This is a genomic window from Inquilinus sp. OTU3971 (assembly GCF_038440215.1).
Genome location: NZ_JASATH010000152.1, coordinates 1 through 20,359, shown reverse-complemented (window position 1 = coordinate 20,359; position 20,359 = coordinate 1). Strand labels below are relative to the sequence as shown.

Below are 20,359 nucleotides of genomic sequence, written 5' to 3'. Positions count from 1 at the left end.
GGCGGCCGCTCCGGGGGGGGGGGGGCGCGCCAACGCGTTAAGCTCCGATGTTGGCTCGCCTCACCCCTCCCACCGCCGGAATAGCACGCTGGCGTTGACGCCGCCGAAGCCGAAGCCGTTCGACAGCGCGTGCTCGATCCGGCCGGGCCGGGCCTCCAGCGCCACCAGGTCGATGCCGGCGGCGTCCGGGTCCGGGTTTTCCAGGTTCAGCGTCGGCGGCATGATCTGGTCGCGCAGCGCCAGCACGGTGAACACGGCCTCCAGCCCGCCCGCCGCGCCGAGCAGGTGGCCGGTGGCGGATTTGGTGGCGCTGACCGCCACCGTCCCGCCGGTGCCGAACAGGGTCCGGATCGCCGCCATCTCGCCCTTGTCGCCGACGGGGGTCGAGGTGGCGTGCGCGTTCAGATGCTGCACGTCGCCGGGCTCGATCTCGCCCTGGGCCAGCGCGATCTCCATCGCCCGGCGGGCGCCGTCGCCATCCTCCGGCCCCGCGGTCATGTGATAGGCGTCGGCGGTGGTGCCGTAGCCGATCAGCTCGGCGATCGGCCTGGCGCCACGGGCCAAAGCGTAATCCAGCGCCTCGATCACCAAGAGACCGGCGCCCTCGCCCATGACGAAGCCGTCGCGGGCCTGGTCGAAGGGGCGGGAGGCGCGCTCCGGCGTCTCGGTGAAGCCGGTCGACAGGGCGCGCGCCGCCGCGAAGCCGCCCAGGCTGACCCGGTCGATGCAGGCCTCGGTGCCGCCGCACAGCGCCACGTCGACCTCGCCGGCGCGGATCATCCGGGCGGCGTCGCCGATACCCTGCACCCCGGCGGCGCAGGCGGTCACCGGCGCGCCTATCGGCCCCTTGAAGCCGTGGCGGATCGAGACCTGGCCGGCGGCCAGGTTGACCAGGAAGGCCGGCACCGTGAAGGGCGACAGCCGGCGCGCGCCGCGCTGGTCGACCGTCCGCACCGTCTCGACGATATAGGGGAAGCCGCCGACGCCCGACGCGATCACGGTGGCGGTGCGCTGCTGCGCCCGCGCTTCGGTCGGGTGCCAGCCGGATTGGGCCACCGCCTCCTCCGCCGCCGCCATGGCGAACTGGATGAAGCGGTCCATCTTCTTCTGGTCCTTCGGCGGCACCGCCACGTCCGGGTCGAAGCCGGCCTCGGGATCCTCGGCGATCGACGGCACCACGCCGGCGACCTTGGCGGCGAGGTCCGGCACCATCTCCTCGGGCAGGCGGCGCAGGCCGGACCGGCCGGCCAGCAGCCGGCGCCAGCTCGCCTCCACGCCATTGGCCAGGGGCGACACCGCGCCCATTCCGGTGACGACTATGCGGCGCATCTCAGTCTCTCCTCAGGCCGGGACGGCGGTGCCGTCGCGGCTGTTCCGCCGGTCCAGAATCCCGGCGAGCCGGTCGCGATAAGCGGGTCGGGCGTCGGGCCCCAGGCGGAACTCCGCCGTCTCCGGGGTGATCGGCGTGCCACTGCACCGGTCGATCAGGACCGGCTCCATCGGCTGGCCGTCGGCGCGGCCAGCCACCTCCACCAGCACCTTGCCGCCGGTGGCGTGGCGGCCGCCCCAGGCGCCCAGCGCCGCCAGCACCGGGAACACGTCCCGGCCGGCGGCGGTCAGCCGGTATTCGTGGCGCAGTGGCCGTTGCGAATAGGCGTGGCGCTGCAGCAGGCCGGCCTCGGTCAGCCGCTTCAGCCGCCGCGCCAGCATGTTCGGGGCGATGCCCAGGCTGTGCTGGAACTCGTCGAAGCGGGTCAGGCCGATGAAGGCATCGCGCAGGATCAGCAGGCTCCACCACTCCCCCAGCGCGTCGAGGGAGCGGGCGATCGGGCAATCCATGCCGGCAAAGCTGGTGCGCTGCATGGCGCCAGGGGTAGCGCAGTCGCTTGCATGATGCAAGCGATGCGAGGCGAGGCCGGTCCCCTCAGGGAGGAGGGAATCGCTCCAGCGCGCCCAGCAGCGCCTTGTTGAAGGCCTCCGGCGACTGGATCTGCGGCGCGTGACCTTCGCCGGGAAAGCGGATCAGCTTGGCGCCGGGGATGCGCTGGGCGGCGCTGCGGCTCAGCTCGGCATAATTGCCCAGGCGCTGCGCCACGTCCGGCGGGGCCAGCGCCTTGCCGATCGCGGTGGTGTCGCGCTCGCCGATCATCAGCACGGTCGGGGCGCGGATATGCTCCAGCTCGTAGACCACCGGCTGGTTGAACACCATGTCCGAGGTCAGGGCCTGGTCCCACGCCACCTGCCGGCCGGCCTCGCCCTGGTACATGCCCGCCAGCATCTGCACCCAGCGGTCATAGTCCGGCCGCCACTCGCCGGCATAGTAGGTGGCCTGCTGATAGGCCTTGATGCTGTCGGCATCGGTCTTCAGCTCGCCCTCGAACCACTGGTCGACGGTCTGCTGCGGCACGCCAACGGCCTTCCAGTCCTCCAGCCCGATCGGGTTCACCAGCATCAGGCCGGACAGCGCGTCCGGGAAGGCCAGGGCATAGCGCATCGCCAGCATGCCGCCCATGGAATGGCCCATCACCACCGGGCGCTGGATGCCCAGGCTGTCGAGCAGCGCCTTGGTGTTGGCGGCCAGCTGGTGCAGCCCGAACTGGTAGGCCTGCGGCTTGGTCGACTTGCAGAAGCCGATCTGGTCCGGCGCGACGACGCGGTAGCCGGCCTGCAGCAAGGGGCGCATCACCCCTTCCCAGGTGGCGCCGCAGAAGTTCTTGCCGTGCAGCAGCACGATGGTCCGGCCGTTCGGCTTGTCCGGCTGCACGTCCATATAGGCCATGGACAGGTCCTGGCCCTGCGACGAGAAGTCGAAGCGCCGGACCGGGAAGGGGTAGTCGAAATCCGCCAGCATCGGATCGGCGAAGGCGGCCGGGGCGGAGGCGAGGGCGGCGAGCAGGGCGGCGGCCAGGGTCAGGCGTCGGATCATCTCTCTCCTCGGGGCGGTGCTGCTGCCGGGTTAACGCCCGGCCGCCGCACACGGCGCCGCGCGGATCGTCGCGGCCGGATCAGCCCTACCGCGGCCCGGTATAGAAATCCGGCCAGTGGCGGCGAGCATGATCGCCGTCGGCGGCGAAAACGTGGCAGCTGTCCAGCAGCACCGGCCGGGTCCTCGGGTCAGCCTCGGCCGCGCGCTCGCGCGACAGGATCGGGAACACGGTCTGGAACGCCGTCGTCGCCATCGGCCCCAGTAGCTCGACCAGATGGGTGCAGCCCTTGGCGCCGCCCAGCCGCTCCTTCACCGCCAGGGTGAAGCCGGGGCGGATGCGCAGCCCCACCAGCGCCTGGAAGCTCGCCGTGATCTCCGGGCACAGGGCGTAGGGGCCGTTCTCGGTCACTGCCTCGACCGCGACGATGGTCAGGCTGTCGTCGACGGTCAGCCGAAGCCGCATCTGGTGCAGCGGCTCGCCCGGCGTGATGGTGCCGCGGAACTCGTTGCGGAATTCGTAATGCTTGACGTCTACGAGGTGACCCTCGATGTCCCACAGCCCGTCGGCGCGGCGGAAGCCGTCACAGGTGATGCGGCGGGTGTGGATCGGCTCGCGCGCGGCGGGGGCGGAGAGGGGCATGGGCTCAGCTCTCTTCGGGCTCGGCCTCGGCCGGCGGGGTGATGCGCACCGCGGTGATCTGGTTGCGCTGCCGCCGCAGGATCTCGAAGCGGAAGCCGTGGAAGGTGAAGGCCTGGCCGACCTCCGGCAGGTGCCGCGCCTCGTGCAGCACCAGCCCGGCGATGGTCGAGGCCTCGTCGTCCGGCAGCCGCCATTCGAAGCGGCGGTTCAGGTCGCGGATGGTGACCGTGCCGTCGATCAGGAAGCTGCCATTGGCCTGCGGGCGGACGCCGGCCACCGGCAGGTCGTGCTCGTCGACGATGTCGCCGACGATCTCCTCCAGGATGTCCTCCAGCGTCACCACGCCCTTCAGGTCACCGTACTCGTCGACCACGATGGCGAAATGCTCGCGCCGGGTGCGGAAGGCGTGCAGCTGGTCCAGCAGGCTGGTGGTGTCCGGGATGAACCAGGGCCGGACCGCGATGCGGCGGATGTCCACCCGGTCCGGGTCGCCGCCGGCCGCCTGCAGCGCCCGCAGCACATCCTTGGCGTGCAGCACGCCGATGATGTTCTCCAGGCCCCCCTGGCACAGCGGCATGCGGGTGTGCGGGCTGTTCAGCATCGCCGCCACCACCTCGCGCGGGGTCAGCTCGGCATCGATCGCCTCGACGCTGCGGCGATGGGTCATGATCTCGGAGACATAGACGTCGCCGAGATCCAGGATCGAGCGCAGCATCTGCCGCTCCTGCGCCACCTCGGCCTCGCTGCCGCGGTGCAGCTCGATGGCGCCGCGCAGCTCGTCGACATAGTCGGCCAGCCCGACCCGGTGCGGGTCGGCGCCGAACAGCCGCAGCACGCCGCGCACCAGCCAGTTCACCAGCCGCACCACCGGGCCCAGCAGCCAGACGACATTCTTGACCGCGGGGGCGATGCCGAGCGCCGCGCGGTCGGCATGATTGATGGCGTAGGTCTTCGGCAGCACCTCGCTGAAGATCAGGATCAGCGCCGTCATCACCACGGTCGCCACCGGCACCGCCGGGGCGCCGAGCACCGAGACCAGCAGGCTGGTCGCCAGCGAGGAGGCCAGGATGTTGACCAGCGTGTTGCCCAGCAGCAGGGCGCCGATCAGCCGCTCCTTCTGCTCGCGCAGCCGGTTGACGATGCCCGCCCGCTGCAGCCCATGCGTCTCCAGCTGGTGCATCCGCGCCCGGCTGGCCGCGGTCAGCGCCGTCTCCGACCCCGAAAAGAAGGCCGAGACCACGAGCAGGACGACGATCCCGGCGAGGTGGAGCAGGAGGACGAGATCGTCGGACATGGCTGGGATCAGGCGGCAATGGCGTCGGCCAGCACCGCGGCGACCGGCTCGGCCGGCACCTCGCTGGTGACGAAGGCCTGGCCGATGCCGCGCACCAGGATGAAGGTCATGCGCCCGTCCCGCACCTTCTTGTCGCGGGTCATGTGGCGCAGCAGGGCGTCGACCGACCAGGCCCGGTCGCGGGCCGGGCGGGTCGGCAGGCCCACAGCCTCCAGGTGCCGGGCCAGCCGGTCGCGGTCCGCGGCCGGGCAAAGGCCGAGGCGGGCGGACAGGTCGAAGGCCATGACCATGCCGATCGCCACCGCCTCGCCATGCAGCAGGGCGTCGCCATAGCCGGTCTCGGCCTCCAGCGCATGGCCGAAGGTGTGGCCGAGGTTGAGCAGGGCGCGCCGCGCCGCCTCGCGCTCATCCTCACCGACGATCTCGGCCTTCATCTCGCAGCTGCGCTTCACGGCCTTGATCGTGGCGTCGCCATCGCCGGCCAGCAGCTTCGGGCCGTTCTCTTCGAGCCAGGCGAAGAACCCGGCGTCGCCCAGCGCGCCGTATTTCGCCACCTCGGCATAGCCGGCGCGCAGCTCCCGCGTCGGCAGGGTGGCGAGAAGGGCGGTGTCGGCCAGCACCAGCAGCGGCTGGTGGAAGGCGCCGATCAGGTTCTTGCCGTGCTTGCTGTTGACCCCGGTCTTGCCGCCGACCGAGCTGTCGACCTGGGCCAGCAGCGTGGTCGGGATCTGCACGAAGTCCAGGCCGCGCAGTGCCGTCGCCGCGGCGAATCCGGCCAGGTCGCCGACCACGCCGCCACCGAGGGCGACCAGCAGCGTGCCGCGCTCGATGCCCAGCGCCAGGATCCGGTCCAGCAGCTCGGCCAGGACGGCCATCGACTTGGTCGCCTCGCCCGGTGGCACGGTCAGGGTCTCGGCCGCGATCCCGGCCGCGGCCAGCGACGCCTCCAGCGCCGCGCCGTGCAGCCCGGCCACCCGGGCGTCGGCGATCACGATCACCCGCTTGCCGCGGCCCAGCGCGGCGATGCGCTGCCCGGCTTCGGCCAGGGCGCCGGGGCCGATGACGATGTCGTAGCTGCGCGGGCCTAGCCCGACGCGGATGGTCTCTCGTGTCATCTCAGGGATTCAATCTGTCTGCCCCGCACGGGCTGTTTCGTTTGCGGCGGCCTCGGCCGCCAGATGGGCGTCAAGGGTGGCCAGCACCCGGTCGACCGTCTCCTCGACCGGGCCGTCACGGCTCTCCACCGTCATGTCGGCCAGGGCGTAGATGGGGTAGCGGCGCTCCATCAGCCCCTCCAGCACCGCCTTCGGATCGCCCTGGCGCAGCAGCGGCCGGTTGCCGCGCTTGGCGGTGCGCGCCGCCAGCACCGCCAGCTCCGCCTTCAGCCACACCGACAGGCCGTGTTCGGCGATCACCGCCCGGGTCTGCGAATCCATGAAGGCGCCGCCGCCGGTCGACAGCACCTGCACCGGATCGTGCATCAGCCTGGTGATCACCCGCCGCTCCAGGTCGCGGAAGGCGGGCTCGCCATAGCGCTCGAAGATGTCCGGGATGGTGCAGCCGGCGGCCGCCTCGATCTCGTGGTCGGCATCGATGAAGCCCAACCCCAGCCGCGCGGCCACGCGCTTGCCCACCGCGGTCTTGCCGGCGCCCATCAGGCCGACCAGAACGAGAGTGCGGGGCAAGGGACGGTGCAGCGTGGTGATCATCGATCCTCTTCCGGGCCCGGCCCAATCTATCTCAGGCAGGCGTGGCTGGCGGGGCGAGGCGATTTGCCGCCGCCCTGCCGACCGCCTAAGATAGGGTTGCGCCGGGCCCGCCGCATCTGCTTTCTCCAGCCCTGGCCCGCGCATCGGCCTGAATTCACACCTGTCAGGGGTCCGTCTTGTCCCGTCGTCGTTCGAAGTCCCGCTTTTCGCAGAGTTCCGGTGGCGGCGGGGGCGGCGGCCTCGGCCGGGTGCTGGCGATCGCCGTGCTGCTGGTCATCGTCGGCAGCGGTGTCGCGCTCGCGGTGATCGACTTCCGGCCGCCGACCCAGACGGTCGAGAAGATCATCCCGAACGATAAATTTAAATAGTGCAGTGACCGAGGCCGCAGCCCCGAAGGGACGGCGCGGCCGGCCGCCGGCGCCGCGGCTGCTGCCTCCGCCCGCGGTCGAGGCCTTCCTCGACATGCTGGTGGCCGAGCGCGGCGCCGCGGCCAACACCCGCGAGGCCTATGGCCGCGACCTGCTCGACCTGAACCGCTTCCTCGAGGGCCGCGGCGGCGCCGTCGATCGTGCAGTGACCGAGGATCTGCGCGCCTATCTCGGCGATCTGGCGCGGCGCGAGGGTGCGAAAGGCGGCCGCACCGCAGCGCGCACCGCGGCCCGCCGCCTGTCGGCGATGCGGCAGTTCTACCGCTTCCTGGTGTCGGAGGGCCGGCGCCAGGACGACCCCTCCGCCGCGCTCGATTCCCCGGCGCTCGGCCGGCCGCTGCCGAAGCTGCTGTCGGAGTCCGAGGTCGAGGGCCTGATCGGCGCCATCTCGGGCCTGTTTGCCGATCCGGAGCGGCTGGCCGAGGGGCTGCGCCTGCTGGCCCTGCTCGAGATCCTCTATGGCGGAGGCTTGCGCGTGTCCGAGCTGGTCGGGCTGCCGCTCTCGGCCCTGGGGCGGGACGGGCGGGCGCTGATCGTCCGCGGCAAGGGCGACAAGGAGCGGCTGGTGCCGCTGTCGGAGCCCGCGCGGGATGCCATCTCGGCCTATCTCCCATACCGCGGCGTGTTCTTCGTCAAGGGCCGCGACCGCGGCTTCCTGTTCCCGTCGCGCACCGCGCGGGGCGGCTGTCTGACCCGGCAGCGATTCGGCCAACTCTTGAAGGACCTCGCCGTCGAGGCCGGGATCGAGCCCAGCCGGGTCAGCCCGCATGTGCTGCGCCATGCCTTCGCCACCCATCTGCTGTCGCACGGCGCCGATCTGCGCTCGGTCCAGACCATGCTGGGTCACGCCGACATCGCCACGACCCAGATCTATACCCATGTGCTGGGCGACCGGCTGCAGAGCCTGGTGGCCTCGGCCCACCCGCTGGCGAAGGCCAAGCGGCCTTAGCTCAGAGATCCGGCGAAGCTCCAAAGCCGATTCGCCAGGAAGCCCCAGATGAGCACGACCAGCGTGGTCGCGGCCTGGACCGGCAGGTAGGGCGCGCCGAGCCGGCCGACGAACAGCGCCATCAGCAGGCCGGTCCAGCCGAAGCCGCCGGCGGCGACCAGGGCGAATCGCCAGGCCGCCTCGCGGTGCGGCCGGCCACCGGCGAAGGTCAGCCGCCGATTGAGCGCATAGGAGACGAGGCCGCCGGCGACATAGCCGGCCAGCGTCGCCGGCAGCGGCGCGGCGGCGTCCGATTCGACCAGCCCGGCCAGCACGGCATAGTGCATGGTGGTCGCGGCCAGCCCGACCGCCGCATAGCGGGCGAACTGGCGGGGCATCTCTGGAGTCCGGACGGCCTGCATGCGGCCTGTCCTGGCATGACGCCCGGCCGGCGTCACATGTCATTGCGGTAAGCCGGCTTCAGCATTTGCATTGACAGCCAGGCCTGGTTGCGGTTTCGCTGTCGTCGCTGAGCTCTCTTGGAACGGAACGACGTGATTCTCCTGCCCCCGACGCTGCGACGACGACGCCTGCAGCCCGCCCTTCGCGGCGCGGCGGCCTGAGGCGTTCCGGGGTGCCTGCGACACCATGATGCGGGCAGGACGGAAGCCGGTCGGCGCGCGAACCGACGCTCTCCGTTCCAAGGATCCTTCTCCAGTGTATCTCCTGAAGACCGAACGGCCGCGGGATGCGGCCGAAGTCGACACCCTGCTCGACCTCGCCTTCGGCCCGAACCGGCAGACCAAGGTCTCCTACCGCTATCGCGACGGCATCGCGCCGGTGCGCGGCCTGTGCTTCGTGGTACGCGAGGACGGCCGGCCCAGCGGCCGGATCCTCGGCTCGATCCGCTACTGGCCGATGCTGGTCGAGCCGGGCCTGCCGACGCTGCTGCTCGGGCCGCTCGCGGTGCGGCCGGAGCTGCGCGGCGCCGGCGTCGGCGCGGCCCTGATGCGCGGCAGCATGAAGCGGGCGGCCGATATGGGCCACCGCATGGTGCTGCTGGTCGGCGACCTCGCCTACTACGCCCGCTTCGGCTTCCAGCCGGCCGCCCCGCTGGGCTTCGCGATGCCCGACGAGCAGCCGCACCGGCTGCTGGTGGCGGAGCTTCGGCTCGGCGCGCTGGAGGATGGACCGGGCGGCACCCTGCTGCGGGCAGACGCCGCGGTCAGCCCTGCACAGATTTCGGTCTCAATGCGCGCTGCCCTGTGTTAGACAGCCCCCCGATCCCGAGGGCCAGTCTCAACGCGGAATGAAGACCTTTCTCGAATTCGAAAAGCCGATCGCCGAGATCGAAGGCAAGATCGAGGAGCTTCGGCACATCACCGACGCCGGCGAACTCAATATCGCCGACGAGGTCTCCCGGCTTCAGACCAAGGTCGACAAGCTGCTGCGGGACACCTATCGCGGGCTGACGCCGGCCCAGAAGGTGCAGGTCGCGCGGCATCCGAATCGGCCGCACGCGCTCGACTACATCCAGGCGCTCGTCACCGAGTTCCAGCCGCTGGCGGGCGACCGCGCCTTCGCCGAGGACCGTGCCATCGTCGGCGGCCTCGGGCAGTTCCAGGGCCGCTCGGTCGTCGTGCTCGGTCAGGAGAAGGGCAACGACACCGAAAGCCGCATCCGGCACAATTTCGGCATGGCCAAGCCAGAGGGCTACCGCAAGGCGCAGCGCCTGCTCGACCTGGCCGACCGCTTCCATCTGCCGGTGATCACCTTCGTCGACACCGCCGGCGCCTATCCCGGCGTGGCGTCGGAGGAGCGCGGCGTGGCCGAGGCCATCGCCAAGTCGATCGAATCCTGCCTCAGGGTGCAGGTGCCGCTGGTCTCGGTGGTGATTGGCGAGGGCGGCTCGGGCGGCGCCATCGGCATCGCCGTGGCCGACCGGGTGCTGATGCTGGAGCACTCGATCTATTCGGTGATCTCGCCGGAGGGCTGCGCCTCGATCCTGTGGCGCAGCAGCGCGCAGAGCCAGGAGGCCGCGGCGGCGCTGAAGCTGACGGCGCAGGACCTGAAGCAGCTCGGCGTCATCGACGGCGTGATCGAGGAGCCGGTCGGCGGCGCCCACCGCTTCCCGGACGAGGCGTTTCGCGCCGTCGGCGACGCGATCGGGTCGGCGCTGGCCGGGCTGGTCGACCTCGACGGCAAGACCCTGCGCAGCAAGCGGCGCGAGAAGTTCCTGGCGATCGGCCAGAATCTGGGCTGAGCGGCCGGAGCCGCCCCCTCACCCGAAATCGCTATCGCGATTTCGACCTCTCCCCAAGGAGAGGTGATGGGCTGCGACCCGATTCCCTCTCCTTGGGGAGAGGGAGGGGCCCGGCGCCGACGGCGACGGGAGGGTGAGGGGGAGCGCCCTCGCCACTACCAGATCGATCCCACCGTCCGGGCCGGCACGGCCGCCCGCTCCTCGCCGGCTTCGATCCGCTCCAGGAAATGGCCGAGCAGCCGCTCGTACAGCGCGTCGCCCAGGCAGGCATCCTCCAGCCCGACATCGATGTTCGGGTTGTCGTTGACCTCGATCACCACCGGGCCCTGCGCCGTCTCCTTCAGGTCGACGCCGTAGAGGCCAGCGCCGATCAGGGCGGCGGCGGCCAGCGCGGCCGACACCACCTCCGGCGGCACGCGGTCCAGCGGCACCGGCTCGGTCGCGCCTTCCTCGCTTCCGTCCTGGCCGTGGCGGAAGATCTGCCAGTGGCCGCGCACCATGCGGTAGCGGCAGGCGAAGAGCGGCCGGCCGGCCAGCACGCCGATGCGCCAGTCGAAGTCGGTGTAGAGGTATTCCTGGGCCAGGATCAGGCGCGACCGGCGCAGCAGCCGGCGGCCCGCCACCGGCAGCTCGGCCGGGCTGTCGACGCGGACGACGCCGCGCGAGCAGGCGCCGTCCGGCACCTTCAGCACCAGCGGGAAGCCCAGCGCCTCGCCGGCGGCGGCCAGCGTGTCGGCCCGCACCGCCAGCGTGCGCGGCTGCGCCACGCCCTCGGCCTTCAGCCGTTCGTGCAGGAACACCTTGTTGCAGCAGCGCAGGATCGACACCGGGTCGTCGATCACCGGCAGGCCCAGCTGCGCCGCGGTCTCGGCGAAGATGTAGCTGGGCGACTGCAGCGCCGTGGTCTCGCGGATCAGCAGTGCGTCGAAGCCGCCCAGCCTCGGCAGGTCGCGATGGCCCAGGCATTCGGTGTCGATGCCCATCGACGACGCCACGTCGCGCAGCCGAACGATGGTTCCGGGCTTGGACGGCGGCAGCGGGTCGTCCGGGTTCACCAGCACCGCCAGGCGGGGAGCGCGGCGAAACGGGCGCGGCGTCGGCGGGGGGCCGGCCAGCCGCTCCAGCGCGGCGCGCAGCAGGCGCTGCTGGCGCGGGTCCAGCCCGGCCAGCGGCTCCGCCACCGCCTGCAGCAGGCGCAGGCGGATCGGGTCGATCTGCAGGGTCATCAGCGGCAGGCCGAACGCCTCATAGGCCGCCTCGGCGACCTCCTGCAGATGCGGCTTGTTGCAGCGGCCGAGCGCCACGAACAGGCGGCGCGGCAGGACCAGGCGCTCGCCCTGGCGGCGCAGCCCGGCGAGGGCACGGTCGACCGGCGCGTGGCGGCTGCGGAGCAACCTTTCATCGGCCTGGTCGGCGAGATCCGCCGCGGTCGGGATCGCGGCATAGCCGCGGGCCTCGGCGATCAGCGAGACGTAATAGCCGAAGGACAGGGGGCGCTGGTCGCGGCACAGATTGACCACTGTGACGCCGGGCGCGGCGCCCGGCTCCGGCAGATGGCGCCCGTCCAGCAGATCGTCAGGGGCGACGACGCGGCATTGGCGAGGCAGGTCGTCGGCCAGCCCATCGGGCTCGTCGGCGACGATCAGTGTGATGGCCATGGGTCCATGCGTGATGTGGCAATGACCAACAGCCTCCTGCCGAGCCGGATAAATTCGCCATTCGGATTTGTGGGCGCGTCACTCCACCGCGAACACCCGTTCCGTGAACTTCTCGGCGAGGCGGCCGAGCTCGGGGCCGAGAACGCGGTCCTCCGCCACCGGCGGCACCAGGCTGCGGACCTCGTCGACCAGGGGTCGCAGCGCCGGCGTGGCCGCGCGGCCGGTGACGTGGAGGGCCTGGGAGGCGATCACCGCCAGCATCGCCAGCGCCGCGTCCAGGCAGCGGCCGGCGCGCTCCTCCTTCGACCAGGCCAGGACGGCCGGGGCGGCGACGTCGTCCTGGCCGGCGCCCGCGGCCTCGGTGCCCGGCAGGAAGGTGCGCTGCGCCGCCGCCTTGGCCTGCTCCAGGTAGCCCGTCACCGCCATCGGCACATAGCCCAGGCTGCCATGGCCGTCGCTGTCGCTGGGGTCGCGGCCGACCATCAGCAGGTCCGGCAGATGCGACACCCGGCCGGCCAGCAGCTTCGAGCCGTGGCGGTCGCACAGCAGGCAGAGGTCCGCCCAGATCGCCGCCAGGTCGTCCAGCGCCGGCGCCGCCATGGCGTTGTGATAGCCGCCGGTGCTGAGGCAGCGGCCGTCGGGATGGCCTGGGCCCGCCTCGTCGGGCGGGATGTAGACCGGATTGTCCGAGGCCGCGGCCAGCGACACTGCGGCGGCGCGCTCGGCCGCCGCCAGGGCCCGGTGCGCCTGGCCCAGCAGGCGCGGCACGATGCGGTAGCTGACCGGGGCCTGGTAGCCGCGCCGCCCGTCGCCGGCGCCGTCCAGCAGGGCACGCAGGTTGCGCAGCGCTGCGGCGTCGTGCTCGTCGCCCCACAGCGTGTCCAGCGCTGCGTCGTAATGCGCCAGCGGCGCCCGGAAGGCCTCGATCGACAGGGCGAAGACGCTTTCCGCCAGCCGGATCCGGTTGCGTGCCGCCAGGGCCGAATCGGCCAGCAGCGCCGCGGCGCAGGGCGACCCGTTGATCAGCGACCCGCGCTCCTTGACCTCGAGGTCGAAGCGGGCGCTGAGCGCGGCGAACAGCGGATACAGCGCCAGGATCTCGCCGGCCCCGCCCTGCCCGCTGGCTGGCACAGAAGGCAGCGGGCCGCCGTCCAGCATGGCGGCGACGGCCAGCGCGATCCGCGGCGTGGTGGCGGCATGGCCTTCCAGGAAATTCGCCAGCCGGGCCAGCACGATGCCGCGCACCACCCGCTCCGGCAGCGGGTCGCCGAAGGCCGTGGCGGCGGCGAAGGCCTTGATCCGGGCGTGGCGGTCGCGCTCCTCGGGCCGCAGGCGCCGGTCGGCCAGCTCGCCCATTGCCGTGGTCACGCCGTAGATGACGAGGTCCGGGTCGGTGTCGATCAGCCGCAGGAAGGCGGCGCGGCATTCAGCGATCCGGACCAGCGCCGGCTCGGTGATGCGGACGCCCTCTCCCCGCCAGGCGACGCGGTGCACCGCGTCGAGGGTGATGTCGGCTCTCCTGGTCAAAGCCACTGTCATCGGAATCCGCTCCGGCTTGGGTGGCCGCAGCTTGGCAAAAGCAAAGGCCGGCGGCGATGGGATTCGCCGCCGGCCTTCGCCGATCCGATCTGGTCCGTGGCGGGGCTTACGCCACCGTCCCGTGGCAGTGCTTGAACTTCTTGCCCGACCCGCAGGGGCAGGGGGCGTTGCGCGGCGTGTGGGCCCAGTCTGGATTGAGGGCGAAGGCCGCGCTCGCCGCCGCCACCGCGCCGTCGGCGGTGGCCATCGCCGGTTCCGGCAGGCCCAGCGCCGGGTCGAAGCGGCTTTCGTGCATCTCGCGCTGCATCGCCGCGCGCTGCTGCGCCTCGACATCCTCCGGCCGGGTGACGCGCAGCTCGACCTGCGCCAGCACCTGGGTGACGTTCTCGCGCAGGCCGGCCAGCATCTGCTCGAACAGGTTGAACGCCTCGGCCTGATACTCGCGCAGCGGGTCGCGCTGGGCGTAGGCGCGCAGGTTGATGCCCTGGCGCAGATGGTCCAGCGTCAGCAGGTGGTCCTTCCAGCTCTGGTCGAGGATCTGCAGCAGCAGGCTCTTCTCCGCCATCTGCATGATCTCGGCGCCATAGGCCTCGACCTTGGCGGCCATCTTGGCATCGGCCGCCTTCTGGATCCGCTCCTCGATCTCGCGGTCGGCGATGCCCTCTTCCTTGCCCCATTCCTGCACCGGCAGGTCGAGGCCGAAGATGCGCAGCACCTCCTCGTGCAGCCCGTCGATGTTCCACTTCTCGGCGTAGCTGTTCTCGGGGATGGCGCGGGCGACCATGCCGGCCACCACCTCCTGCCGCATGTCGGCGACCATGGCGCTGGCGTCGGCGGCCTGCATGATCTCGCGGCGCTGCTCGTAGATCACCTTGCGCTGGTCGTTCATCACGTTGTCGAAGCGCAGCAGGTTCTTGCGGATGTCGAAGTTGCGCGCCTCGACCTTCTCCTGCGCCTTCTCCAGCGCCCGGTTGATCCAGGGGTGGATGATCGCCTCGCCCTCCTTCAGGCCGAAGCGGCGCAGGATGCCGTCCAGCCGCTCGGAGGCGAAGATGCGCATCAGGTCGTCTTCCAGCGACAGGAAGAACTTCGATCCGCCGGGGTCGCCCTGGCGGCCGGAGCGGCCGCGCAGCTGGTTGTCGATGCGGCGGCTCTCATGCCGCTCGGTGCCGACGACGTAGAGGCCGCCGGCCGCCAGCACGATCTCCTTGTTCTTCGCCACCTCGGCCCGGATCTCGGCCTCGCGCTGATCGCGCGCCGCCGGGTCATCGATGCCGGCAAGCTCCAGCGCCACTCGCATCTCGACATTGCCGCCGAGTTGGATGTCGGTGCCGCGGCCGGCCATGTTGGTGGCGATGGTCACCGCGCCGGGCCGGCCGGCCTGGGCGACGATATAGGCTTCCTGCTCGTGGAAGCGGGCGTTCAGTACGTTGTGCGGGATCTTCTCGCGCTGCAGCAGCGCCGCCAGCGTCTCCGACTTCTCGATCGACACGGTGCCCACCAGCACCGGCTGCTGCCGGGCGTTGCACTCGCGGATCAGGGTGACGATGGCGTCGTATTTCTCGCGGACGGTGCGGTAGACCTCGTCGTCCTCGTCCTTGCGGATGACGGGGACGTTGGTCGGGATCTCGACCACCTCGAGGCCGTAGATCTCGCCGAACTCGGCGGCCTCGGTCTGCGCCGTGCCGGTCATGCCGGCCAGCTTCGGATACAGGCGGAAATAGTTCTGGAAGGTGATCGAGGCGAGGGTCTGGTTCTCGCGCTGGATCTCGACCCGCTCCTTGGCCTCGATCGCCTGGTGCAGGCCCTCGGAGTAGCGCCGGCCTTCCATCATGCGGCCGGTGAATTCGTCGATGATGACGACCTTGCCGTCCTTGACGATGTAATCGCGGTCCAACTGGAACATCACATGGGCGCGCAAGGCCTGGGTGACGTGGTGGACGGCGTTGACGTTGTGGATGTCGTACAGGTTGTCGCCCTGCAGCAGCCCGGCCTCGATCAGCAGCTGCTCGATCTTGACCTGGCCGGCCTCGGTCAGGGCGACGGTGCGCTGCTTCTCGTCGTGCTCGTAGTCCTCGACCGCGACCAGGCTCGGGATCAGCCGGTCGACCCGCATGTACATCTCCGACGAATCCTGCGCCGGGCCGGAGATGATCAAGGGCGTCCGCGCCTCGTCGATCAGGATCGAATCGACCTCGTCGACGATGGCGAAGTTGAACGGCCGCTGGACCATGTCCTCCAGCCGGAACTTCATGTTGTCGCGCAGATAGTCGAAGCCGAACTCGTTGTTGGTGCCGTAGGTGATGTCGGCGCCATAGGCCGCCCGGCGCTGGTCGTCGTCCAGCCCGTGGACGATGCAGCCGACGGTGAGGCCGAGGAAGCGGTAGATCCGCCCCATCCACTCGCTGTCGCGCTGGGCCAGGTAGTCGTTGACGGTGACCACATGGACGCCCTTGCCGCCGAGGGCGTTGAGATAGACGGCCAGGGTGGCGACCAGGGTCTTGCCTTCGCCGGTCTTCATCTCGGCGATCTTGCCCTGGTGCAGCACCAGGCCGCCGACCAGCTGCACGTCGTAATGGCGTTGGCCGAGCACCCGCTTGGCCGCCTCGCGCACCGTGGCGAAGGCCTCCGGCAGCAGATCGTCCAGCGCCTCGCCCTTGTCGAGCCGGGCGCGGAACTCCTGGGTCTTGGCCTGCAGCTGGTCGTCGCTGAGCGCCTGGAACTGGGGCTCCAGGGCGTTGGTCTCGACCACCGGGCCGGTGATCAGCGTCTTGACGAAGCGGTCGTTGGACGAACCGAACAGCTTTCGGGCGAGCGCACCGAACATCGAAACCTCGACTTGGGCAGGGAGAGCACGCGGACGCACTCCCCCAGGAATTTGGGGCCGCGCCACGCCGCTTTCAACGCGCAGCCGCAGCCGAAGTCCGGCGCTGCCGTCGAAAGCGCCCGGGCCTACGGGCGCGGCACCATAGCCGAAGGTCCTCGCCCTGCCAATCGGATCAACTGGGCCGGATCAGCTCGCCGGGTCGGCGGCGATGGCGCTGCCCTTCAGCACGACCGGGCGGGTGGTCTCGCCGGTGATGCCGAAATCGCTGTCGTTGATCATCAGCAGCGACCCGTCGCCGGTCAGGGCCAGGCCCTCGATCTTGACCGGCACCTCGGGATGGTCGGCGCTGTCGAAGCGCAGCGTCTTGGTCGCCGGCACGATCTTCGCGGCGGCCAGGTCGCGGCTCGCCTCCAGGCTCGGCACGGTCTTCAGCTCGTCCCAGGCGGTGCCGTGGACGTCGGTGGCGCCGGCCAGCGACACCTCATACAGCTTGGTGGTGCCGTCGGTCCGCTCCAGCACCAGGAAGCGGTCGGGACCGAGGCCCATCATCTCGCTGATGCGTGGGCTGTTCTGCTTGTCCGACGGGTCCAGCCGGAAGCTCTGCGGATCGTCGAGCGTGTAGACATATTCGCCGGTGACCGCGAGCGTCGCCGGGTCGAGGGTCCAGAGCCGGGCGTTCTTCGAGGCCTTGTAGGTGTCGGCGTCCGGGTTGGCGAGCGGGTTCTGGATGATGGTGGCCAGGCGCTTGTTGTCCGGGGTGATGGCCAGCGATTCCAGGCCGCGGTTGAGGAAGCGCTTGGCCAGCACCGCCGGCAGGCCGCCATCGACCGGGTAATGCGCGCCCTTGAAGTCGCCTTCGGTGCCCTGCGGCACCACCCGGCGCAGGATGCGGCCGTCGGCCGCGACATGCAGCAGCGACGGGCCGTTCTCCTCCGACACCCAGAAGCTGCCATCGGCCATCGGCACGACCGACTCGGCGTCGACCGCATCCGGATTCTGCTCGAGCTTCTTGCCCGACAGGTCGATCGGCTGCTCGGTCGAGGCGTGGGTCAGCGGGTTCAGCAGGCCGTTGACCGGCTTGCCGTCGCCGTCGCGCAGCGGCAGCACGCTGTCGATCGTGTAGGTGCCGCCATCCTGCAGCGTGATCCGGTAGATCGTCGGCGAATAGTCCGGCTGCGGATAGATGCGGGCGCCCTTCAGGTCGCCGCAGATGGTCTTGCCGTCGACCCCGAACACGTCCTTCACGTCGCCGCAGGTGAAGTTGGCGCCGCGGTCGGAGATGGTCCAGAAGGTCATCGGCGGGTCGCCGGCGCGGCGGCCGGCGCCGCTGCCGATGCCGACATTCAGCTCGCGGGTCTTGCCGCCGGGCACCGAGATGCTGCCGAGCGCCAGCTTCGGGTCGGTGCTGGTGTAGCTGGTGATGGTCTCGGCGGCCTGGGCGGCCGGCAGGATCGTGATCGACAGCGCCAGCGCTGCGGCAACGGGACGGAACGGCATGAACCCCTCCTTAATTCTTTGTCACCTCGACCGGCAGGCCGCGGAGGCGGCGCCGGGAAGCCGCCCGTCTTCTAGGATTTGCCGGGTTTCGGGCCGGTGACGACGGCGTGAAGCTTTGATGACAGCGGCTTCCGGTCCGCTTGTGCCTGGTTTCGGCCTGTGCTTTACCTGTCCGCCACGTCGCGCAGCTGGCGCCGCCGCGATCCCATGACCGGATGCCGGCACTCCTCACGCCGAGGCGCCACTCGTCCCACCGTTCTGAAAGGACGCGTTTGATGTCTTCCCTCGCCCTCCGCCTGCTCGCCGGCGCGGCAGCCCTGACGCTCCTGGCCGGTCCGGTCCTGGCCCAGGATGCGACCAAGCCCGCCGAGGCGCCGGCCGCCGCCGCCCCGGCCCCGGCCGCGGACCAGGCCGGCAAGCCCGATGATCCGGTCGCGGCCACGGTGAACGGCCAGCCGATCCTGCGCTCCGAGGTGCTGGAGGCGATCAACAGCCTGCCGCAGCAGTACCGGCAGATGCCGGTCGAGATGCTGGTGCCGCTGATGGCCGAGCAGGTGGCGACCGCCCGCCTGGTGGCGCAGAAGGGCGTCGACGCCGGGCTGCAGGACGACCCCGAGGTCAAGGAGCGCCTGGCGACGGCCGAGCGCCGCATCATCCAGGACGTCTGGCTGCAGCGCCAGATCAAGGCCAAGGTCACCGACCAGGCGATCCAGGACGCCTATAAGAAATACCTCGCCGACAACCCGCCGCAGGACCAGGTCAAGGCCCGCCATATCCTCGTGGACAGCGAGGACAAGGCCAAGGACCTGATCAAGAAGCTGGAGGGCGGCGCCAAGTTCGAGGAGCTGGCCAACGCCAACACCACCGACCCGTCGGGCAAGGATTCGGGCGGCGACCTGGGCTGGTTCGCCAAGGAGCAGATGGTGCCGGAATTCGCCGACGCCGCCTTCAAGCTGGAGAAGGGCAAGTTCACCACCACCCCGGTGAAGACCCAGTTCGGCTGGCACGTCATCCTGCTCGAGGACAAGCGCACCCTGCCGCAGCCGACCCTCGACGAGGTCAAGCCGCAGCTCGAGGAGCAGCTGTCGCAGGCGCTGGTGCCGCAGATCATCGCCGAGGTGAAGCAGGGCGCCCAGATCGTGGTCATGGGCCAGGACGGCAAGCCGCTGCCCCCGCCCAGCACCGACGCGCCGGCCGCCGACCCGGCGGCCCCGGCCGCGCCGGCCGGCGAGCAGCCGCAGCAGCCGGCGAAGTAGCCGGCGCATCGAGACGGGGGAGGGGACCATGGCCGGAGCATTGCCGCGTTCGCCGCTCGCGCCAGAGCGGCTGCCGGATCTGGCGCCGATCGCCGGCGTGCGGCTGGCCGCCGCCGCCTGCGGGTTGAAGAAGACGGGGGCGCCGGACGTGCTGTTCGTCGCCCTCGACCCCGGCACCAGCGCGGCGGGCGTCTACACCCGCTCGCGCTGCCCCTCCGCCCCGGTGGACTGGTGCCGCCGGGCGCTGCCCAGGGGCTCGGCCCGGGCGGTGGTGGTGAATGCCGGCAACGCCAACGCCTTCACCGGCCAGGCCGGGGTGAAGACGGTCGCGGCCACGGTGGTGGCGGCGGCGAAGCAGGTCGGCTGCGACTGGGAGGAGGTCTACGTCGCCTCCACCGGCGTGATCGGCCAGCCGCTGCCGGAGGATCGCATCGCCCGCCACCTGCCGGACCTGGCCAAGGCGCTGGGTGAGGACTGGGCGGCGGCGGCGGAGGCGATCCGCACCACCGACACCTTCGCCAAGGGCGCGACGCGCCATGCTGTGATCGGCACCACCCAGGTCACCCTCACCGGCATCGCCAAGGGCTCGGGCATGATCGCGCCGGACATGGCGACGATGCTGTCCTTCGTCTTCACCGACGCCGCCATTCCGGCGCCGCTGCTGCAGAAGGCGCTGGCGGCGGCGGTCGACAAGTCGTTCAACGCCATCACGGTCGACGGCGACACCTCGACCAGCGACACGCTGATGCTGTTCGCCACCGGCCAGGCCGGCAATCCGCCGCCAGCCGGCGGCGACGGCGACCTGGCCGATTTCCAGCGGGCGCTGGACGACCTGACCGCCGACCTGGCGCGCCAGGTGGCGTGCGACGGCGAGGGTGCGCAGAAGCTGATCACCATCAGGGTCGAGGGTGCGATCTCGGACCGCTCGGCCCGGCGCATCGGCCTGGCCATCGCCAATTCGCCGCTGTTGAAGACCGCGGTGGCGGGCGAGGACGCGAATTGGGGCCGCATCGTCATGGCGGTCGGCAAGTCGGGCGAGCCGGCGGACCGGGACAAGCTCGGCATCGCCATCGGCGGCGTCCAGGTGGCGCGCGACGGCATGGTGGTCGACGGCTATGACGAGGCGCCGGTGGCGGCCCACATGAAGACCCGGTCGATCGAGATCGAGGTCGATATCGGCATCGGCCGAGGGAGCGCCACGGTCTGGACCTGCGATCTCACGCATGGCTATATCTCGATCAACGCGGATTACCGCAGTTAGCCCTGGGTGAATGGGGGCTGGCGCGGAACGATTGGGGTCGGGTCACGCCAGTGCATCGGGGCAAGGGCAGGATATCGAGCGTTTTCACGTCGCCTCTCCGGGACGCGGGCGACGGCGTCGACGCCTCTCACCC

18 protein-coding genes are annotated in these 20,359 nt (G+C 71.0%); 6 read left to right on the top strand and 12 right to left on the bottom strand.

Annotated features, from left to right (window positions below; all coding sequences use genetic code 11):
• Positions 1-60 precede the first annotated feature (60 nt).
• From fabF to AAHM41_RS29380, 7 genes are all read right to left on the bottom strand, one after another.
• The gene (gene fabF / locus AAHM41_RS29410; protein WP_342240178.1) at positions 61-1,329 is read right to left on the bottom strand and encodes a beta-ketoacyl-ACP synthase II; all 1,269 of its coding nucleotides are present in this window, start codon (positions 1,327-1,329) and stop codon (positions 61-63) included.
• Positions 1,330-1,341: 12 nt separating this feature from the next.
• Positions 1,342-1,863 carry a winged helix-turn-helix transcriptional regulator gene (locus tag AAHM41_RS29405; RefSeq protein ID WP_342240177.1) on the bottom strand — a complete coding sequence of 174 codons (522 nt, stop codon included), beginning with the start codon at positions 1,861-1,863 and terminating at the stop codon, positions 1,342-1,344.
• Between the two features lie 61 nt (positions 1,864-1,924).
• Positions 1,925-2,926, bottom strand: coding sequence for an alpha/beta fold hydrolase (locus tag AAHM41_RS29400; RefSeq protein ID WP_342240176.1), 1,002 nt, complete (start codon positions 2,924-2,926; stop codon positions 1,925-1,927).
• Between the two features lie 85 nt (positions 2,927-3,011).
• On the bottom strand, positions 3,012-3,566 hold the full coding sequence (locus AAHM41_RS29395; RefSeq protein WP_342240175.1) for a DUF2889 domain-containing protein: 555 nt from the start codon (positions 3,564-3,566) through the stop codon (positions 3,012-3,014).
• Between the two features lie 4 nt (positions 3,567-3,570).
• Positions 3,571-4,860, bottom strand: a complete 1,290-nt coding sequence (locus tag AAHM41_RS29390) for an HlyC/CorC family transporter (RefSeq protein WP_342240174.1) — start codon at positions 4,858-4,860, stop codon at positions 3,571-3,573.
• A gap of 8 nt (positions 4,861-4,868) precedes the next feature.
• Positions 4,869-5,975 (bottom strand): 3-dehydroquinate synthase, encoded by a 1,107-nt coding sequence (gene aroB, locus AAHM41_RS29385; protein WP_342240173.1) that lies wholly within the window; start codon positions 5,973-5,975, stop codon positions 4,869-4,871.
• Positions 5,976-5,984: 9 nt separating this feature from the next.
• On the bottom strand, positions 5,985-6,569 hold the full coding sequence (locus tag AAHM41_RS29380; RefSeq protein ID WP_342240172.1) for a shikimate kinase: 585 nt from the start codon (positions 6,567-6,569) through the stop codon (positions 5,985-5,987).
• A gap of 176 nt (positions 6,570-6,745) precedes the next feature.
• On the opposite strand from AAHM41_RS29380, the gene AAHM41_RS29375 reads away from it, so the two are divergent.
• Together AAHM41_RS29375 and AAHM41_RS29370 are read left to right on the top strand one after the other, a co-directional pair.
• On the top strand, positions 6,746-6,937 hold the full coding sequence (locus AAHM41_RS29375; RefSeq protein WP_342240171.1) for a hypothetical protein: 192 nt from the start codon (positions 6,746-6,748) through the stop codon (positions 6,935-6,937).
• A gap of 4 nt (positions 6,938-6,941) precedes the next feature.
• Entirely contained in the window at positions 6,942-7,946 is a 1,005-nt protein-coding gene (locus AAHM41_RS29370; RefSeq protein WP_342240170.1) for a site-specific tyrosine recombinase XerD, read from the top strand.
• Here the strand turns inward: AAHM41_RS29370 and AAHM41_RS29365 are convergent.
• The gene (locus AAHM41_RS29365) at positions 7,943-8,323 is read right to left on the bottom strand and encodes a GtrA family protein (RefSeq protein ID WP_342240169.1); all 381 of its coding nucleotides are present in this window, start codon (positions 8,321-8,323) and stop codon (positions 7,943-7,945) included. The two genes, AAHM41_RS29370 and AAHM41_RS29365, sit on opposite strands and share 4 nt — an antisense overlap.
• 319 nt (positions 8,324-8,642) lie before the next feature.
• Here AAHM41_RS29365 and AAHM41_RS29360 point away from each other — a divergent pair, with 319 nt between their 5' ends.
• Together AAHM41_RS29360 and AAHM41_RS29355 are read left to right on the top strand one after the other, a co-directional pair.
• A complete protein-coding gene (locus AAHM41_RS29360; RefSeq protein WP_342240168.1) occupies positions 8,643-9,197 on the top strand; it encodes a GNAT family N-acetyltransferase in 555 nt (184 codons plus the stop codon).
• Positions 9,198-9,234: 37 nt separating this feature from the next.
• Positions 9,235-10,188 (top strand): acetyl-CoA carboxylase carboxyltransferase subunit alpha, encoded by a 954-nt coding sequence (locus AAHM41_RS29355; protein ID WP_342240167.1) that lies wholly within the window; start codon positions 9,235-9,237, stop codon positions 10,186-10,188.
• 155 nt (positions 10,189-10,343) lie between these two features.
• Here the strand turns inward: AAHM41_RS29355 and AAHM41_RS29350 are convergent, their stop codons facing one another.
• From AAHM41_RS29350 to AAHM41_RS29335, 4 genes are all read right to left on the bottom strand, one after another.
• Entirely contained in the window at positions 10,344-11,846 is a 1,503-nt protein-coding gene (locus AAHM41_RS29350; protein ID WP_342240166.1) for a RimK-like ATPgrasp N-terminal domain-containing protein, read from the bottom strand.
• 78 nt (positions 11,847-11,924) lie between these two features.
• Positions 11,925-13,385, bottom strand: a complete 1,461-nt coding sequence (locus AAHM41_RS29345; protein WP_342240165.1) for an aromatic amino acid lyase — start codon at positions 13,383-13,385, stop codon at positions 11,925-11,927.
• 106 nt (positions 13,386-13,491) lie between these two features.
• On the bottom strand, positions 13,492-16,212 hold the full coding sequence (gene secA / locus AAHM41_RS29340) for a preprotein translocase subunit SecA (protein WP_342240164.1): 2,721 nt from the start codon (positions 16,210-16,212) through the stop codon (positions 13,492-13,494).
• A 186-nt stretch (positions 16,213-16,398) separates the two neighbouring features.
• Complete coding sequence (locus AAHM41_RS29335) at positions 16,399-17,709, bottom strand: esterase-like activity of phytase family protein (RefSeq protein WP_342240163.1); 1,311 nt, start codon at positions 17,707-17,709, stop codon at positions 16,399-16,401.
• A gap of 275 nt (positions 17,710-17,984) precedes the next feature.
• On the opposite strand from AAHM41_RS29335, the gene AAHM41_RS29330 reads away from it, so the two are divergent.
• Positions 17,985-18,965, top strand: a complete 981-nt coding sequence (locus tag AAHM41_RS29330; protein WP_342240162.1) for a peptidylprolyl isomerase — start codon at positions 17,985-17,987, stop codon at positions 18,963-18,965.
• Between the two features lie 28 nt (positions 18,966-18,993).
• Positions 18,994-20,226, top strand: coding sequence for a bifunctional glutamate N-acetyltransferase/amino-acid acetyltransferase ArgJ (gene argJ / locus AAHM41_RS29325; protein WP_342240161.1), 1,233 nt, complete (start codon positions 18,994-18,996; stop codon positions 20,224-20,226).
• Positions 20,227-20,359: the final 133 nt, after the last annotated feature.

Coding starts and splice junctions, on each gene's coding strand:
- fabF (WP_342240178.1), bottom strand. CDS start 1,329: ATGCGCCGCATAGTCGTCACCGGAATGGGCGCGGTGTCGCCCCTGGCC.
- AAHM41_RS29405 (WP_342240177.1), bottom strand. CDS start 1,863: ATGCAGCGCACCAGCTTTGCCGGCATGGATTGCCCGATCGCCCGCTCC.
- AAHM41_RS29400 (WP_342240176.1), bottom strand. CDS start 2,926: ATGATCCGACGCCTGACCCTGGCCGCCGCCCTGCTCGCCGCCCTCGCC.
- AAHM41_RS29395 (WP_342240175.1), bottom strand. CDS start 3,566: ATGCCCCTCTCCGCCCCCGCCGCGCGCGAGCCGATCCACACCCGCCGC.
- AAHM41_RS29390 (WP_342240174.1), bottom strand. CDS start 4,860: ATGTCCGACGATCTCGTCCTCCTGCTCCACCTCGCCGGGATCGTCGTC.
- aroB (WP_342240173.1), bottom strand. CDS start 5,975: ATGACACGAGAGACCATCCGCGTCGGGCTAGGCCCGCGCAGCTACGAC.
- AAHM41_RS29380 (WP_342240172.1), bottom strand. CDS start 6,569: ATGATCACCACGCTGCACCGTCCCTTGCCCCGCACTCTCGTTCTGGTC.
- AAHM41_RS29365 (WP_342240169.1), bottom strand. CDS start 8,323: ATGCCCCGCCAGTTCGCCCGCTATGCGGCGGTCGGGCTGGCCGCGACC.
- AAHM41_RS29355 (WP_342240167.1), top strand. CDS start 9,235: ATGAAGACCTTTCTCGAATTCGAAAAGCCGATCGCCGAGATCGAAGGC.
- AAHM41_RS29350 (WP_342240166.1), bottom strand. CDS start 11,846: ATGGCCATCACACTGATCGTCGCCGACGAGCCCGATGGGCTGGCCGAC.
- AAHM41_RS29345 (WP_342240165.1), bottom strand. CDS start 13,385: ATGACAGTGGCTTTGACCAGGAGAGCCGACATCACCCTCGACGCGGTG.
- secA (WP_342240164.1), bottom strand. CDS start 16,212: ATGTTCGGTGCGCTCGCCCGAAAGCTGTTCGGTTCGTCCAACGACCGC.
- AAHM41_RS29335 (WP_342240163.1), bottom strand. CDS start 17,709: ATGCCGTTCCGTCCCGTTGCCGCAGCGCTGGCGCTGTCGATCACGATC.
- AAHM41_RS29330 (WP_342240162.1), top strand. CDS start 17,985: ATGTCTTCCCTCGCCCTCCGCCTGCTCGCCGGCGCGGCAGCCCTGACG.
- argJ (WP_342240161.1), top strand. CDS start 18,994: ATGGCCGGAGCATTGCCGCGTTCGCCGCTCGCGCCAGAGCGGCTGCCG.